General features: G+C 65.5%; 8 protein-coding genes, 1 tRNA gene and 1 pseudogene. 4 read left to right on the top strand and 6 right to left on the bottom strand.

What is annotated here, in order from left to right; all coding sequences use genetic code 11:
- Positions 1 to 454 precede the first annotated feature (454 nt).
- From AB0A95_RS21800 to AB0A95_RS21785, 4 genes are read right to left on the bottom strand one after another with little or no spacing between them, the layout of a single operon-like run.
- A complete protein-coding gene (locus tag AB0A95_RS21800) occupies positions 455 to 3,187 on the bottom strand; it encodes a DUF3962 domain-containing protein (protein WP_357557586.1) in 2,733 nt (910 codons plus the stop codon).
- Entirely contained in the window at positions 3,181 to 6,543 is a 3,363-nt protein-coding gene (locus AB0A95_RS21795) for a hypothetical protein (RefSeq protein WP_357557585.1), read from the bottom strand. Before AB0A95_RS21795 ends, AB0A95_RS21800 begins: the two co-directional genes overlap by 7 nt.
- On the bottom strand, positions 6,527 to 7,594 hold the full coding sequence (locus AB0A95_RS21790) for a hypothetical protein (protein WP_357557584.1): 1,068 nt from the start codon (positions 7,592 to 7,594) through the stop codon (positions 6,527 to 6,529). Before AB0A95_RS21790 ends, AB0A95_RS21795 begins: the two co-directional genes overlap by 17 nt.
- Positions 7,591 to 9,159: a PD-(D/E)XK nuclease family protein gene (locus AB0A95_RS21785; protein WP_357557583.1), complete on the bottom strand. Its 1,569-nt coding sequence runs from the start codon at positions 9,157 to 9,159 to the stop codon at positions 7,591 to 7,593. Before AB0A95_RS21785 ends, AB0A95_RS21790 begins: the two co-directional genes overlap by 4 nt.
- A gap of 46 nt (positions 9,160 to 9,205) precedes the next feature.
- Between AB0A95_RS21785 and AB0A95_RS21780 the strand changes: the two genes are divergently transcribed.
- Complete coding sequence (locus AB0A95_RS21780) at positions 9,206 to 10,084, top strand: serine/threonine-protein kinase (protein WP_357557582.1); 879 nt, start codon at positions 9,206 to 9,208, stop codon at positions 10,082 to 10,084.
- A gap of 38 nt (positions 10,085 to 10,122) precedes the next feature.
- Here the strand turns inward: AB0A95_RS21780 and AB0A95_RS21775 are convergent, their stop codons facing one another.
- Together AB0A95_RS21775 and AB0A95_RS21770 are read right to left on the bottom strand one after the other, a co-directional pair.
- The gene (locus AB0A95_RS21775; RefSeq protein WP_357557581.1) at positions 10,123 to 12,837 is read right to left on the bottom strand and encodes a tetratricopeptide repeat protein; all 2,715 of its coding nucleotides are present in this window, start codon (positions 12,835 to 12,837) and stop codon (positions 10,123 to 10,125) included.
- Positions 12,838 to 13,647: 810 nt separating this feature from the next.
- Positions 13,648 to 13,723 (bottom strand) — tRNA-Arg (locus AB0A95_RS21770).
- Between the two features lie 1,083 nt (positions 13,724 to 14,806).
- On the opposite strand from AB0A95_RS21770, the gene AB0A95_RS21765 reads away from it, so the two are divergent.
- From AB0A95_RS21765 to AB0A95_RS21755, 3 genes and pseudogenes are all read left to right on the top strand, one after another.
- Positions 14,807 to 15,088, top strand: coding sequence for a helix-turn-helix domain-containing protein (locus AB0A95_RS21765; RefSeq protein ID WP_357557580.1), 282 nt, complete (start codon positions 14,807 to 14,809; stop codon positions 15,086 to 15,088).
- A 196-nt stretch (positions 15,089 to 15,284) separates the two neighbouring features.
- Positions 15,285 to 16,745: a site-specific integrase gene (locus tag AB0A95_RS21760; RefSeq protein WP_357557579.1), complete on the top strand. Its 1,461-nt coding sequence runs from the start codon at positions 15,285 to 15,287 to the stop codon at positions 16,743 to 16,745.
- 104 nt (positions 16,746 to 16,849) lie between these two features.
- Positions 16,850 to 17,503 (top strand): annotated as a pseudogene (locus tag AB0A95_RS21755) (transposase family protein); the annotation flags it as partial.
- Between the last annotated feature and the right edge of the window lie 233 nt (positions 17,504 to 17,736).

The raw sequence follows: 17,736 nt of genomic DNA, 5'->3' as shown, positions 1-17,736 counted from the left end.
CCAGCGGCACCGGAACGACATATGCCTACTCAATCGCGACTCGCCTACCGATGGGCAGGAGTTCGTGTCCACGGCCCGAGTTGAACCCCAACTACATGATGAGAATAGCCGCCGACCTGCAGTTGACCTGATCATTGAAATTGGGTTTGGAAACCGCCATTCACAATCTGCCCGCATTTGCCTCGGCCAAGACGCCCCCGAGGCTGGAATTAATAGAGGCGGCCAAGTGCGACGGGAGGCTTCCACCGCACTTGGCCGATGATAGAATTTGGTGCACGGCCATCTCGGCCGACTGCCTTTCTTGCAGTTCCCGCATATTCCTTCGCAACCGCCTCGCGAGCATTGTCGATCTATACTTGTGCCCATGTGCCGGAAGCCGTGTTCTACGGCGACGGGAAGGAATCCAGCAATGTCAGGTCCATCGTTCTGGTGCTGTACAGGCAGCCTGCGGCGATCAGCTCACCGGAGCCGTTGGCAGCACGTACTCCTCAGCCAGTGCCGCCCAATGCAGTACAGCGGGTTGCGACAACGGCACATAGTCGTCGACGAGCCTGAGCTGATGAGCCAGCGCCGCCCAGTCAGCAGGGTCATCCGGTGCCACGTCCGCCCGGCCGCTCACGGCAAGCGCATCCTCGGAAAGGCACCCGGCAACGGTGATCTCGACGTAGCGCGGGTTCCACATCGCCTTACCCGGCGAGCGCGCCCACGCCAGCCCCGTCAGGATCTTCAACGCGGTGCGCTTGGTGGTCTTAGCGGACGCGGGCACGTCGGTAATGCTCGCGAAAACCCTGTTGCCGGGCCCGGCATCGCATTGTCGCCAGATTCCTGCGGCGAATCCCGCAGTTTCGTCGTCCGGCGCTGGGGCGTACCACTGAGGCACCTCGTCGCGACCACCCGCGTTGCGGATCAACACGAGCCTGAGGTCTGGTCCCCACGCGGCGAGTCGCTGCGGTGGATCGTCACCAAAGCCAATCATGTCTCGCACCAGTTCGCCGTTGGTGATCCACGACCACCACCAGCGGAGGTTCTCGGAGTTCGCCAGCAGCATCGTCGGCCGATTACGCAACTGGTACAGCACCGACCGCACCTGCCGCTCCACCACCGACCGCTGGTCGCGCAGCCCCTTTCGGCCTGGTGATCGCACCGCCGTCTTCTTCGGAAGCTCCACCAGGTATCGGCGGTATGGCAACCATTGCTTCTCCTCGTCATGCCACGCATCGAGGTGGTAGTGCCCGCCCCGCGGCTCCAGCCGCACCGCCACCAGTTCGCGGTGCACGTGCCGAGTGGCGCCGTCGGAACGCCGGTTGGCCATCCACAGCGCGGCGACCTGCGTTCCGTCCGGCACCCCTTGGACGCGGTGGGCGGCCGTGGTGACCGCACCGAGTTGTCGCAGCCCATCCAGCCATGACGACCTCGCGCGGATCAACAGCTCCCGGTCGACGTCATCCCGCTTGCCGATGAACTGGCTCAGCCGGCCAGAGTCGGCGCAGCCCAGCCGGATGGCTGTTTTCGGGTCGCTGTCTGCGGTGATAAACGCCTCGCGGTCGTGCAGTTCCACGAACACCAGGCCCGCCGTCGTCGCTGGATCGAGGTCGGTCTCGAACACCCCCCTCACTCGCTGGCGGCGTGCATTGATCGCCTCGGTCACCAGCCGGATCCGCTCGGTTCCGGTCGCCTTCGGCACTGACAACGCCGAGGCCCCTGCACTGTCGAACTTCCGCGCGACGATCCGGATCCTTAGGTTGTCGTCGATGTCCCAGTGCCAGTTTTCCAGGGTCTCCACGTCGGGCTCGGGAAGATCGAAGAGTTCACACATCGCGGAGACCAGCTTGTCGCGGGTGCGTTCGGTCTGCCAGAGCAGATGAACTTCCAACGAGGCACCGTCGAGTGCCGCACCAAGCGCCGCGCGCCTCGCGCGCGCGGCCTCGCGGGCGGCCTCAGCGTATGCGCTCGCCTTGCGTGCCTCGGTCGCCGCGTCGTCCCCTTCGACCTTGGCCCAGCGAGGCTTCGATCGAATCCTGGGCTTGGCGTGGTGGCCGGTGCGTTCGAGATCCGCCACCCTCCTGAACCACGGTCGGAGCCCCAGATCGACCCAGCGGTCGAGCCGCGCTCGTTCGGTGGGGCCGATGCCCGCCTTCACTTCGTGGTCGGTCAGGCCGTTGCTGTGCACGATCGCGGCGGTCAGGCCGTCGACGCCCTCGAGCCACCGGTCAGGATCGGACACGAGTTCGAGCGCGCTGGGGTACGTGCGCACGATGTCGAGTTCTGGCAGCAGCTCGATCGTGCTACCGCTGCGCCACACATGCCGGTTGCCGCGTTCGAAGTAGTCGATGAAGTTGTTCGACAGCCTTGGCGTGTGGTCATGACCCGTGGACCACGGTGGCGCGACCGCGAGGTAGGCGCCGACGCCGCGGTTGGCCGGGACATGGAACCGACCTCCGGTCACCCAGCGGCGCACACCGGTGCCGACGTGTAGGCGGAAGCGGGACGTGAACGGCACCGTCTGCACGGTCAGGGTGATAACGCAGGAGTAGTACCATTGTCTGCCCTTTTTGGTGAACGGCCGGGGCGGCCAGGAGACCAGTTCCGTGCCCTGGTCCCTGGTCACGACCCGGAAGTGCAACTCCTCGTCGCCGTCGCGGTACGGGCGGCGGGCGAGTTCGGCCGCGAGTACCTCCGGCACCAGCTGGTACAGCTGCCGATCCGGCTGAGCAGTTCCTCCCGGCGACAGGCGGGCCGCGGTCAGGTTCACAGTGCTCTCGCTCCACGAAGGCGTGGAGCCGGCGAGCGATGCTTGGACCTTGTAGACCGATTCCTCTAGCTCGGCCTGCCGTTGGGGATCCGGGTCTGGTTTGCGCGGCCCCAGCGTGGCGACCCACGTGTTTACCAGCGCGGCGATGAGGTCGGTGGGCACCTCGTTGGTCGCATACAACAAGGGCGTGCTCGCGTAGGTGGCCGCACCTCGCCCGGTCGCGATCACACCTGGGGCCGCCGCGCGGAGCAGGTTGTTGAGCTGAGCGATGGGCAACGTCAGCGGTGCGTCCGCTCCGCGCCGTGACAACGCGTACAGAGCGAGCGCCTCTTCCTTCCACTCATCACTGAACTTGATTGTCCGGAACGTCTTGAGCCAGTCATCCGTGACGGGGTCCGCCTCGTAGGCGGCGACACGGACGAGAGGGTTCACCACGGCTTTCCTCCTGTGGTCGGCTGTTGGAGGCAACGGTCGATCGCCTGCCAGAACGGGTCGTATAAAGCTTTGGTAAGGTCGCGGTCCCGGCGACGACTTTCGGCGACGTCGTCACCGAGGGAAAGGCATTCGCCGAGCACCTCGTGGATGCTCAGCAGCAGACTGGACTTCGGGGTGTCGTGATCATTGATCATGACTTGCGCCCCCGGCATCGGTTCCTTGCTCAACGCCTCGGCGGTCTTCGGCGCGAAAGCGGCGTCCACGAGCACCACGCGCGCTTCCACACCGCCACGCACGAGACGGCCGATCACTTGCCACATAAGCACGAGGAGATCCCAGGTGAGCGTCGTACGATCGGGATCGCTGAGTCGGCTCCACGCGAGGAACCTGCCGAGGACTCGGAACCACTCCCGGTAGGCACGGGACCGCACGTCCCGGCCCGCCGCACCGATCGTGGCGGCGTCGGACACCCATTTGCCGAACCCGCACTCAAGATCGTCGACGGCTCGGGTGATCCAGTCGTTGATCGCATGTATCGCGAGGCTCAGGTCGTCCGGCCGCGGATTCGGCCTAGCGAGGAAGTAGACGGTACCGATGGCCGCCTCGCCGCAGGCCATGATGTTGTGCCCGCGCTCGAGGGCGAGCAGCGGTGCCACGAGAACTCTAGCCTTCGTATCCGCAAGCCTGTCGACGTCGCCTCTGCGGAGCACTGGTGCTGACGACTCGTCGACGGCTGGGCCCCGCTCGTCGTCGGCGAGAAGTCGGAAGACACGTCCTTTCATCTTGGTGGAGTGCATGGCGTCCGCCACCACTTTGGCCTCCTCATAACTGCCGGTCAGCACCAACAGATGTCGGCGGTGTTCGCTGAGCTCGGCGAGTTCCAGCTCCAGCCGGCTCCGCTGACCTCCGTGGGGCGTTGTGAGGGCGAGTGCCATCGTGCGGAGGATCGCGGGCCGGTCTTCCTGGCGCGAACCGGAGAGTGTCAGAGGCTTGCCCTGGTGCCAGACGAACTCGAGGCGAATGCTGCTGTGTTGAGCGATTTGGTTGATCCTTTTCTGCTCCGGCTTGAGGATGAGGCTCACAGGGGTCAGAACGTGGTATCGACTCGACTTGCCCGCCCAGCTGCTGCCGGACAGCAGCAGGACGTGCGCGCCCGGCCGTCCGTCCACTTCGGCCAACCGAGGCAACGCGGTGAGCAGGCTCCTGCCCACTCCGCTGCAACGAAAGAACCGCAGCTCACCACTGCGAACTCCACCCTTGTCCGGGCTGTCGACCACGAACTCGAAGCCGAGGACGTTGCCCATGGGAGACTCGGGCACCATCGGCCCGTAGTCGAGCGGCCTGCGGTGTAGCTGGTTGAACCCGAGGTTGAGAGCTGCCTGAACTCGCGGCCACATGCTCGTCATCAACGCGAGTTTCGGCTCCAGCGCCGCCAGCAGGAGAGTGAGCTCGAACTTGTCGGTCAACTCGCCGGGCTGTGGGTACGCGGCGCGGCCGGCGGGTGCCAGCGCCAGTAGGGCATCATGCACGCGTGCACTCGTGGACTTCGATCGGCTGGTGTGCAACAGCTGGTTCGTGAACGCGACCAGCTTCCGCGTTGCGCCCCGAACCTTGTCCTGATCGTCGAACGGGTCCTTCCGGTATTCCTCCAGCACCTGGAGGAGGTCGTTCCGGTGAACCGCGTCTTGATCTGGTTCACCCTCGGCGGGGACAGGGAAGAGCTGCTCGGCCAACCGGCCGTGTAACTTCCACGCGTTGAAGTAGCTCCCGCTCACCCACTTCCGCAACTCCCAACTACTGACCAGCATCGCGTACAGGCGATCTGTGATCGTGGATGCGGTGTTCAGCGCGGTGGTCCAGTTCGCGACATCGCGATTGGACAGCTGTGTGCGTTGTCCGTTGACAAGTTCACTGATCTTGTGCTGGGCCACCTGGTCCAGCCACGATGTGGTCTCCTCGCCCGCAAGCGTGATCGCCGGAGCGAACATCTGGTCGAGCTGCATCTGCACACGGTCCGCCTCATCGATGATAATGAGATCGCTGCGTCGTGCCGCTAGTTCCAGGTATCGCAGGCGTTCGGGGTTCTGAGGCCACGGCACGGACGAGTCGAGCATCGCCTGCGGTGTAGCGACCCATATATCCGCATCCGCGAGCCGTCGTGCTCCATGGTGACGAGGACAGCGCCCCCAAAACGGGCACACGCGGCGGTCTCGCGTGTATGGCGGCAGCTCGCGATCGCGCGGCTTGCGCTTGCGCTTCGGGTTCAGCCGAGTGCACGGCGCGTCCGCGTAGGTGAGCGGAGCGTCATCGTCGTCCAGGAGACCACTCACCGCACAGGCCGTACTCAGGTAGTCGAACGCGCCGTCGTCGTGGGTGAGGAGGTTGGGCTGCTCGCGTCCGGCGAGCCTGCGGTGCAGGCGTTGTGCGTGCTGCTCGCGGTTGGATGCACCGATGATCGGTGCGACACCGCAGTCCAGCGACTGGAACAGTTCGACGAGCTTGAGCACCTCGACGACGTCGCCGACAACGATCGAGACACGCATCTTCCTGTGCTTCACGAGGTGGTACGTCAGGACGTCGCGCAGCGTGCTTTTGCCCGCGCCCACGATGCCCAGCAGGTGGGAGATGCGGTCGATGCTGAACGACTTCTTGCGTTTGAACCCACCGCTAGACGCCACGAAGAGGCGCACGGTCTTCAGCAAACCCGCCCGATCCCTGGGCGCATTCCGGTCCATCTCCACGGCAGCTGCGACGAGCGCATCCCAGCTGATCTCGATCGGGCGGCCGCCGCCTGCCAGGGGGCGATTGAGGTCGTGTGACGGGAACGTGTGCACAGGCACGTCGGGGATCTGCACGGTGATCGGGGAGCGTCCGGCGAAAAACCGATAGAAACCTTTGGTGGCGAAGGTGCACGGGCCACCGGCGAACGGCGGGGCGAGACGGAGCGCCGAACGGTACTCGTCCCTGCGATCGGAGGCCGCTGTGACGGCTTGCCGTTGTGCGACATCCGATCGGGCCGCCCAGACGTAGGCCCTCAGCCCGGATGGGAACTCTTCGTACAGGTCGAGCCCGTCTTCCCAGGCCCTCGACCGGCCGAAGTTCCACAGGGCGTAGCGGGCGACGCGGAGCAATGCCTCTCCGTCTGCGTCGACTAGTCCGCGAGCCTTTGCGAACGGGTACCCGCTGAACAGGGTCCACACGTCGGACACGGCAATGTTGGGGTCGACGGTTTCGGCCAGCAGAAAGCCCAGCTCCATCAGGCAGAGCTGCTCGGCCTCGCTCCGCTTCAACCCGTTCTGTTGCAACTCGGTGAGTACACCGGGGAGCAGCTGAAACACATCACGCACGAGGTTCACCTCCGTCAGCCTGGTGTTGGTCGCTTGATGCCACGAGTTCGGCCGGTATCAGTTCCGCCGAGCCAGGTCGCCGGTGCCGCTCGAACACCTGGCGGTAATCAGGTCTGCGTTCCATGACGTAGCCGGGAACGGCGACGCAGACACGGCTGGCGTGGTCCGGCGTCCAGTGGCGGAGCCGGCGTGCGAGCAACGCGGGTTCGGCGCTGGTGGACACCACAACGAGCCACAGGTCGTCGGACGGCCAGGTGATGCGCAGGTGGTCGACCGCATCGGGCATTAACTCGACGTGTGCTCCCGCAGCCAGGCAGGCGTTCCGGATATCGCGTTCCACCCGGCCCGAAGCCGATAACGGATGGCGCAATTCCGCCGGCAGCGCGCGGAGCGCGGTAACCGGCTCCGTCTGCTGCGCGGTGAAGCCGGGGCACACACCGCTCTCGCATCGGCTGGTCTTGTCGGGCAGCGTAACCGCAAGGCACCGGCAGGACGCGCAGCGGACGCACTGCCCGTCGCGCGCATAGGCGTGCGCGACAGGGCCGTACAGAGGCTGAACGCGCTTCCACGTCTCGGGACCACCTGGCGTGGAGTGGACAGCCCTCATGTTCTCCTGGTTCACCACGGGGTGGTCGATCAGGAAGCTGCGGCATCGTTCGTAAATCCCGGGCGACGGGCAGTTGCCCGCCAACTGACGGAGCAACTCGTTGATCGGGCCAGCCCCAGACGAAAAGGCGTCACCGGACGCCCATTCGGCACACACGTGCGTGGGTAGGCCGGTCGCCTCGTCGACCAGCACCGCGCCAGGTCCTGTGTAGTCGGACGGGACCGTGATCGGCCACTTGGACAGGTGTGCGCGGCACAGTGCCAGCAGCGCTGGGACGCTCGCGGGCGCTTCAAGGCCCTCCAGAAGGCAAACGGCCGTAATCCGGTCCAGTGCGAGCTGCGCGGCGGGAGGGTAGGGGACTGCGAGGCCCGCGTCTTGGTGAGCCTGCACGGCAAGCACCGCAGTGGCGGTTAGACGAACTAAGTCCAGAGCGTCGTGGTGGGGGGTGGTCACGAGGCCAGCTCCGTTTCAGGTTTGGCTCGGCACCAGCTCGCCACCTCGCAGCGGGTGCAGCGATCACCGGGCCGAGGGAGGAACTCGTCGTCCGCACGCCAGCGAAGGACGAGGTCGCGCACGACCGTCTCGGCATTGCGGCGCACCGACGGCGTGTATGGGTCAATCACGTAAAGGTCGACGCCGGAGGGCCTCAGCACCTCAAGCTCGACCCTGCTGCGGGTACGTGATCCGCCGAGCTCTCCGCGAGCCAACACGAGCACCGCGAGGGCGAGTTGCGGGTACTCCGTCAAGAGTTCGTTCGCCCGGCGGCCGTCCGAGCTGCTCGTCTTCACCTCGCGCCATACCCACGAGTCGTGGTCACGATAAAGCAGATCGGGCTCAACGACGACCAGCACGTTCGCGTTCTGGTCGTCCCACGTCAGCTGCGGCTCGACGCGCACGTCCCGGTCGAATTGCGTGTGCTGCAACGGGCAGACCTCGGCGTGGTGGCGCACGAGGCGCCTCCCGAGACCGATGTCGTCAGGCGAGAGGTCGAAGTCGTCGCCCGTCCAGCGGTCGCCTATCGCGGGTGAGCAGCGGTGGCCCGTACGGTGATGATCGGCGAGCAGGGCGTGCACAGCCCGCCCCCGTTGCGCGGGCCCACCGCGCTCGACCTGCGCGTCCGTGGGAAGCCGGAGCTCACGCAGGTGCGCGCGGGCAGGGCACTCGCGGTACGCTCGTCCACTCGTCACCGACCACTGCCGACGTGGTCGCCCTTTACCGTCCACTCCGAGTAGTCCGGGGGCGCGGGCGAGCGCCGGGCAGCTGGCGGCAAAGTCACACTTCACGCACGCGCCACCAGGGCGGTACTCCTGGCCTCCTGCTACCTCGGTCAGCGCGGCCCTGCCATGCTTCTCGTACGCCAAGGTCGCGTCGGCCGGTGCGCCGTCGAACAACGTGCACACCCTCCCATCCTCCACGCTGTAGTTGACGACGCGCACGTGCTCAACAGGTGGACTCCCGGCCTCCTGGTCGGCGCAGGCCAAGACGAACGCCGCGACGGCCACCTCAGCGTCGCTCCTCGTCGATGACCGGGATCGAATGTTGATCATGCGAATCTCGCGCGTGCGGCCGTCCACGGATTGGTAGCAACGGCCCCACGCACTGATCCGGTACCGGGTTCGCCTGATCTCTCGCTCGTACGTCCACCTCTGCGGCACCAGGCGCAGCGGCGAACGGTTCAGCGGGTGCACTGGGAAAGCCCGGAGGTAGTCGCGTACGGCGTGAGCCGTCCACGTCTTCAGTCCGTCGTGGAGCCGAGCGTTGCGCTCGACGTCATCGAGAGCACCCTCCACCGACCTGAAGCCTCGTTCGACCTGGTCGAGCGCGGTCATGAACGGTCCGAGAGTGAAGTGCTCGAGCTTCTCATAGCGGCGCGGACCGGAACGGAGCCGCAGAGATGGGCGTGCCTTCAACGCTTCGGCCATCGGGCACTTGTATTTTTGCGCCCTGGGCGCGGCGGCCGACACGGCGATCGTGGTGACACGGTCGGCTACCCCTTCGGGCGGGCGCCAGGTGGACATGCTTCTCCTTCGCATAAGTCAGTGGCCAGGTGAAAGAAGGAACAGAGTGCGGCTGGGTCAAACCGTGCGCGACCGCTTCATACTGCGCAAGAAACTGGGCGAGGGAAATGGCGGCCACCTTTTCGAGGCGTTTGACATGAGCCACGGGAACTCCGTGGCCGTGAAGTTCCTGAGCCCTCGAACGTTCGAAAGCGAGTCCTATTTCGATGAATTCGTGGAGGATATGGAGCGCGAGGCCGACTTGCTGAAAGAACTCAGCGAGGTGCGTGGCATTCCGGACTGGCTCGATCAGGGAGACCTGGACGGGACCTACTTCATCGTCATGCGGAAGGTCGAGGGAGACACATTAAAGGACTATGCCGAAAAGGGAAACAGCCCGATGGAGGTCTCGACAGCGGTCTCCCTCGTCGCACAGCTGAGCGAAATCCTCGCCGACATTCATGACCTCGGCTATGTCCATCGAGACGTGAAGCCCGAGAACGCCATGATCGACAGTTTCGGTAACGTTCACCTCATCGACCTCGGCGCGATGCTAAAGGTGGGTAAGGCGCCGGAAACTCAGGCCGGGACAAACAGATACGCGGCTCCTGAACAGGTACACTTGTTGCCGGTCGCGACCAGCGCCGACGTGTTTCCTCTCGGCTGCATGCTTGCCGAGATGACAACGCTCGCCCTGCCGTACCCGGAGAATTACCTGATGTTCGCGCACCGCGGCGACCCTCCTCCTGAACCGGCGCTGAGTTCGCTCGCGCCACAGCTCGCGCCCGTCGTCGCGAAAATGGCGGCATGGGATCCGGAACGGCGCCCCCAAGACGGACGGGAGGCGTTCCAGGACCTGCGGCCATTCCTGCCCGCCAAAGGTTCGCCGCAGGACTGCAAGGTGCACGGAGCTGACCCGACCGCCCGCTACCGAGCGGAGCATTAAAAGCGAGACGCTAGTTTTCTTCGCGTTGCGTGAAAGGATCATGCCAATTCCTCCAATCGCCTCGCCACGGCCTCTGCTTCTGGATCACGCAATTCGCGCAGCAACTGCAGGGCGCGAGACAACGTTTGCTGTTCCTCGCGACTGTCGCTGGCCTCGTGCTGGGCGATCGCGAGGCGCTGAAGTGTGCTCGCCTCCCTCTTGCGATACTCCAGCCGGTGGTACAACTCCACAGCCGCCTCGAAATCTGTGATCGCAGCCGTGATGTCGCCCATTGACAGCCGAATTCCAGCCAGACAGTCGAGCGTGTTCGCCTGCCCGTTCTCGTCTGTGGTCGCCTGGAACAGCTCCAGGGCTTCAGTGCAGTTTGCCAGCGCGTCGTCGTACTGGCCCCGGTCGGAGAGGGTGCAACCGATGCCGTTGAGGACACCGGCTTGGCCCACGACGTTGCCGAGCCGCCGGTAGATTGCCAGCGCCGCGCGGAACCGCTCCTCTGCGTACGCGGGATCGCCGGTCTCGCGGTGCAGGACGGCCAGCCCGTGGCAACCGTGGGCAACTCCGAGCTCGTCGTCGTCGTTTTCGGCGAGGTCGATGACGGTGGCGAGCCTGATCTTCGCGAGATCGAGCTGGCCGAGCCCTCGGTCGGTACCTGCGGTCAGACGCAGGATCATCGCCTGGTCCGCCGGCGTGGCTACGACCTCGGCGGCACGCAGCGAGATCTGCAGGGTGTACCGGGCGTCGAGGTACCGGTTGCTCCTCCACTGGAACGTCGTCAGGGTCAACGGAAGCAGCCACGCGTAGGTGCGTAGACCGTGCCGGACCGCGTGCTTGATCGCGGCCATGATCACGTCGTACTCCGCCGTGAACCACGCCATGGCCGCGCCAATGCCCTCGGGGGACACGAGCTGGAGCCCGGCGGGTGCAGTGCCGATCCGGAGGTTCCGGCCCGGCACGATCGCCTCGTCGCAGTCCCGAGCGTTGTACATGAGGTGATCCAGCAGTCGCTCGGACGTGAGGCGCCGTTCGGCGTCGCCAGCTTCCGTCGCTCTTTCCTCCGCGTACGCACGCACGAGGTCGTGGATCGCGAACCTGTTGTACGACACTTCCTCGATCAGGTGCGCGGTGCGCAGTTCGTTGAGCGCCTCCGCACCTGCGGTGGCGGACGCCACCAGGTCGATCGCGGCGTCACGGCTGATCGTCGGTCCGGGGTGTACGCCGAGGCGCCAGAAAAGGGCTGCTGCAGGGCCTGACAGCACACCGTGCGAGGTAGCCAGCACGGCGCGCAGATTTAGGTCCGCCTCCTCGTGGACAAACGTGCTGAGCTTGTCCGTCGCGGACCTCAGCTCGTTCAGCACCTCCCCGAGGGACAGCGCGGGACGAGACAGCAGCCGAGCGGCGATCACAATCACTGCGAACGGCAGGCCGGCGCAATGGCGAATGACCTCTGCGGCCGCGTCAGGCTCGGCTCGCACTCGTTGCTCGCCGATGATCGACGCGAGCAGCGCGACGCACTCGTCCAAAGGCAGGAGCGCGACAACAATCTGGTTCGCCCCGTATTTGGCAACCAGGCTCACCAGCGCGTTGCGGCTGGTCACCACCGCCGCGCTCGGACCGGGACCGGGCAGCAGCGGGAGCACCTGTGTCAGGTCACGCGCGTTGTCCAGCACGACCAGAACGGCGCGCTGCGCCAAGGTCGAGCGGTAGGCCGCGCTCAGGCCGTCGAACGTGGGGGTCTGCGGTGGGACGCCGAGCTCGTCGAGGAACCTCGCGAGCACCTGCTCCGCCTTGTGCGGCTCATGCTCGGAGAAGCCCTGCAGGTCGGTGTACAGCACTCCGCCGGGGAAGTGCTCGCGGGTGTTGTCCGCGCCGCGGAAGGCGAGCACGCTCTTGCCCACGCCCGCGGTGCCCACCAACGCCGCGATCCGACTCGGCCGCTCTCCTACAAGGACCGCGCGCAGGGTTTCGAGATCGGCAGCGCGGCCGATGATGTTCATGCGATGTGCCGGCAGTTGCTGGGGAGCGTAGGACGTGATCGCGTTCACGCCGCGATGCGCGGGCTGGGGACCGCTCTCCAGCTCATCACGTATGGCATTGAGTTCCGACCGCACATGTTCTCCGGCCTTCAGCCAGCACTCCTCGAAAGTCGAGCGGAACTTCGCGGTGCTGTCGTTTTGGTAGATGGTACGGAGGAGGAACCTGTAGAACCGCGAGTCGTCCGGCCACTTCTCGATAGCCCGCCAGCATTCTGCGATGGCGTTCGGCACTGCGCCAGCTTCGATCATGGCGTGGAGGTAGCCTTCCCAGGTCCGCTTCCACCTGTTGATCAGTGCCTTACGTTGTTCGCGGAACCACACCTCGTCGAGTGACCGGAGCGGGTCGTCCTTCCACTCTCGAAGCGCCGCACCCAGGGCGTCAGCTCTATCCTTTGCGGTAGCAGCGACCCTTACCTCCTGCAGGCGGTCCTCGTACCGGAAGAGGTCCACCGCTTCACGGGCGACAGCTATTCGATATGACCCGGAATCGGCGTCCGGAACGACAGCGCGACCAAGCGCGGTGCGCAGGTCCGAGACCTGGCGATGGAGCAACCCCCGATCGGTTCGCACGCCATGCCAAAGGTGTTCCAGGATCGTCCTTTGGCTTGCGCTCTGATCCGGTGACAGGAGGAGAAAGGCCAGTACGGCGACTGCCTTTGGTTTGAGTGCAACGGGTTTGCCGTCCCGAAGCACCGTGACCTGTCCGAGGATCCGGTACTCCACTCGCGTTCCTCTCGTGGCGGCGGCCGGCAGTTCTGCCGGCGCTGTCGAATTTCACTCCGAACGAGGTGCCGATGTCCAGTTCTAGCGCGATCAGATTGCGCTCAGAACTCGGGAAGGGGAAAGAAGCGCGATCGGTGGCACACTTGATCGGGCCATCGGAGCGAGCCGTTCCGCTGTAGCGGAACCGGTGACACCCTATTCCAGGTCGTGTGCTTCGGTGGCGGTCCTACCCCACTACGAAAGGGAAGAATGTTCACCTTCGACTACCGTTCGTCCCGCTGCGTGACGCCGGGGCTCATGTCGTACCCGCCGCGACGGCGTCGACGGCCCCGTCCCCGTCCGCCGCGGCCGGCCGCCCCGTCGTCGAGGTATCCGCTCTCGCACAGGGCCACGGCTCGCCGGATGGTCTACCGGGCCATGCGACGCCGTTGACGAGGAGGTGAGGTGAGCCGGGCGGCTCGTGTCTTCGGGCCGCCCCGCTCGCGTGAGAGGAAAACGGTCTCACACCGCGTCACCTCGTGCTCATCTGACGAGCCCGCGCCGGACGCAATAATCATGCGGCTGGTGTTCGACGGGCTGTGCGAGCGCAACGATGTCATGATGATCCTAACGGCGGTCGTGGTCACGGGACCAATGCGAAGTGCGGGCTGCGGCCGGCGTGGCTGCGGGACGGGTGCCATCGGTGACAGCAGTGGGTTCGGGGCGGTCGCCGTGCCGGCCGGCACCCTGCGGGTTTTCGGGGGGCGAATCGAAATCGCATAGACAAGTGTCGAAGCCCTGGCCAGCTTTCTGCTGGTCAGGGCCTCATTCTGGTGCCCCCGGCAGGATTCGAACCTGCGACACACGGTTTAGGAAACCGATGCTCTATCCCCTGAGCTACGGGGGCGCGAGTGGTAAGTGTAACGACCTGCGGGTCGACCCGCGCTGGCAGGGAGTGACCCGCGTTGACCTGCGTTGGCCCTGCTAACCCATCCAGCCAGCGGCACATCCCTCACCACACGGCGTGGGCGGGCAACCTTGGCGATTCACCCCGACTGACCCGCAGTGGCACCGGGTAGCTCCGGTTAGCTTCCGCTGGAGAACACACATCGTGCACACATCAGACGAGATCAACATCTGGTGTGTGACCTCGCCGCGGCTGGCCCGTGACGTCGCCGTCAGCGCGCTACGCCTCGCCGGACGCCCTGACATGACCGGAGCACCCGTCGGGAGCGTCGAGCCAACATTCGACTCACGCATCCGGACCGAGTACGCGCGAGCCGCGACCGTGGCTTCCGCAGCGACCATCGACCCACCCACTCCGGCATAGACGGCCGTCGAGCGCACGGGGTAGGCGCGCGAGACCACCTGACAGACGGGCCATGTGCCCAGGATCTAAAGAGGGAACTGGGCGCGGGAGACGGCTGCAGGGCCAGCTTTCGCTTGGTGTTGCTCTGGCCGCCCCAGCGCAACCAGGATCCCACCGACTCGAGCTCGTCGAGGATCGCCAGGCCATCAGTCTTCGAGGTGGTGAGGTTGCGCCAGCGTCCGGACTGTCGCTGCGGCGATGCCGCTCTCAGTAGCAGGGGAGCACACGCTCCTCGCTCGAAGCCAGCCTGCGGTCCTGGACCGCGGCGTCTCCCTGGGCAAGGTCATTAGCACTCTCAAGCATATGTGCACATATCAGCAGGATTGCCCGAAATCCGGCGCTTGCCGGCAGCCCTGTGGTCAAGGTGTACCTACGCCGGAAGGGCAAGGACAGGGCGCACGGAAGGCCGGAGCGTGACCACCAAACGGGGCGATTGTCGCCTGCAGCCGGAAATCATGCAGTTACTCGGAAGCCTGCACGAAGTCGACGTAGTCTGCCTCGTTCGCGTGACGCCCCCAAGGTAGAGGCTGTCCGAATGCCGAAATTCCTCTCACTCATTCCCGGCAGGCAGCCTATTTGCCTTGACGTCGCCCGCTCGTGTCTAAATTTTAAGGAGATGCCATGCGATCGCCTGAACGTGGTCACTCGACAGAGTCACGGTACCCCCATGATCCCCTGTCCGTGGACCTCACACCTATGTGGACAGCAGAGCGAATCCGCGGCCTCGGGCCCAGCACCGACCTGGCCACCGCAGCCTCAGTGCTCGACATGTCCCGTTCCACGGCCTACAAGCTGATCCGCCGCGACGCGTTCCCCGTGCCGCATTTCCGCGTCGGTACCCACTACCGAATACCCACCGTGCCACTGCTGGCGGCCCTGCACCTCAACCTTCCCGAGCCCTAAACAGAAGTCGGTCGCGACAGATACCTCCTCCACAGCCGACTCCCGCGCCGAGGCAGGACTGAACCCCTGATCCCCACTCCTGATGCCACCAACACTCGCCCACCCAAAAACCCATCGACCATCAGATCCAGAGATCCCCGCAGATTCGATCAAGAATGCCAATACAGCCTTTGACAAGCAAGGAGCAGGACCTGCCATGCCCGCCGAAAACATCTTTAAGCGCTGCGGCTGCCGCTACCTCGAAACCGGAAAACAGATGGGAAACAATTGCCCAAAGCTCCGCCGGCCGAACCACGCGTGGAGCTCCGACCATGGCTACTGGGCCTATCACCTTGAACTTCCGCCCACCATCGACGGCCGCCGACGGCAACTACGCCGCTCCGGCCTGCCCACCCGGCGGGCCGCCGCCGACGAACGCAACCACGCTCGCGAACTGCTCGCCCTCGCCCCGGCATGGGACAAGCGGTCGCGCCGCGACATCGCCGATGCCCTCCAGGCCGCCGTCCGGGCGAAGGAGCCGCTGCCCGAGATCGACCGCATCCGCCGACGACTGCGCGGCGACACTCACCTCGCCGATATTCCCACCGTCGCCGAATACCTCACCGACTGGCTGACCCATCACAACGTGGACGCGAACACCAGGGGCGGCTACGAATCCATCATCCGGGTACACCTGATCCCGCACCTCGGCGACATCCCCCTCGACAAGCTACGCGTCAGTCACGTCAGAGCAATGTTCACCGCGATCGAGCAGCGCAACGAAGAGCTCCTCGCCGCGAAGGCTAGTCCCGACTCGGCCGTCCGAAAATCCGTCGCCGGCAAGCGACCGACCGGCCCCAACACCTGCCTGAACATCCGCGCCTGCCTACGCAAGGCCCTCAACGACGCTCGCGCCGACGAACTACTGCCCGGCTACAACCCGGCCGCCCTGGTCAAGATTCGCAGCAACCGGCCCAAGCCAATCGTGTGGGAAGACGAACGAGTCCAGCAGTGGAAGAAGGGCGGGAAAATCCCAGGACCGGTGATGGTGTGGACCGACGAGCAGGTCATCCAGTTCCTCGCCTACGCCGCGATCCACTGCCCCGACCTGCATCCGATGTGGCACTACATGGCCTTCCGCGGACCCCGCCGCGGCGAAGCCTGCGGACTACGCGACAGCGAGGTCCGCCTCCACCGCCAAGAAACCACCATCAACCACCAAATCACCACCCACGGCTACACCCCCGTCGAGAAACCCCCAAAGAGCAAGGCCGGCAACCGAGAGGTCGCCCTCGATGACGACACCGTCAATATCCTCATCGCCTACAAGGAGCTGCGCGCCAAGTGGCAGCGCGCCGCCGGCCCCGCATGGCCCAACACCGGCCTGTTCTTCGTCCGCCAAGACGGCCACGCCTGGCACCCCGACTCCGTCACCCAACGCTTCAACCGACACGTCCGCAAAGCCGGACTACCACCCATCCGACTCCACGACCTACGCCACAGCGCCGCCACCATCGCCCTCAACGCCGGCGTCGACATCAAAGTCATCTCCGAACAACTCGGCCACTCCACCACCACCCTCACCCGCGACACCTACCAAAGCGTCAACAAGCAGCTCCACCAACAAGCCGCCGACGCCGTAGCCGAAAGAATCCGAAACCGGCGTCAGGCGGCCTAACCATTCCACTGTCCGCGGGCCGGCCCATCCGGTCCGCGTGTACAACGCGGTTGCCCGACGAGCTACTCCCGGGCTTCGTCGCGACGCACGGGAGGGCCGAGCCAAAGCTGGTCCGGCTGGTCGCCGAGCGTGGCGGAGACGGAGTCGCTGACGGTCGGCCGGGGCCGACAGTGGGCCCTCGACCTGGCCGACCGGGTGCTGCTGGTGGCCGTCTACTGGCGCACGAACCTGACGATGCGGCGGATCGGCCCGCTGTTCGGAGTGTCCCATTCCGCCGCGCACCGAGTCATCGACACCCTCGGCCCACTGCTGGGTCTCGCACCTGTGCGCCGCCGTCCGGTCAACCAGATCGCCATTGTCGACGGCACCCTCATCGCGAATCGGGACCACCCCCTCGCGGCGCCGAGCAAGAACTACCGGTACTCGACGAGCCTGCAGGTGGCCATCGACGCCAGCACCCGCCTGGTCATCTCCGTCGGCGACCCCCGGCCGGGCAAGCGCAACGACACAATCGTCTACCGCACCTCCGGCACCGACCAGAAGCTGGCCGGACGGCCCGTTATGGCCGACGGCGGCTACCGCGGCAATCCCGAGGTGATCACCCTTACTGCAAGAACCACGACGGCAGCCCACTACCGGTCTGGAAGCAGGACCTGAATGCCCAGCGCCGCGCCGTCCGAGCACAGGTCGAATACACCCTAGCCAGGATGAAGAACTGGAAAATATTGCGTGACTACCCCCGAGGCGCCCGCACATTGACCGCTGCCGCTTCTAGCATCGCCCAACCTCCACAACATCGCTCTGACCTGGTGATCACAGACCCAGCCCCAGCCACGCCTCCACCCAGCTACGAGACAGCCCTTAGCTTGATCTTTAACCTGTGCGGCGTGGTCGGGGGGTCTGTGGATCTAAGGGTGTTTCCGGCCTGACCTGCCGGGCGTTGTGCCTGGTGAGGAGGGTGCCGTGATGACCGCGACGCTGAACGACCAGA

It is taken from the genome of Micromonospora sp. NPDC049230 (genome assembly GCF_040647875.1).
GTDB lineage: Bacteria > Actinomycetota > Actinomycetes > Mycobacteriales > Micromonosporaceae > Micromonospora.
Note: the sequence above shows the minus strand (reverse complement) of the source record. Positions and strands in the feature narration are given on the sequence as shown.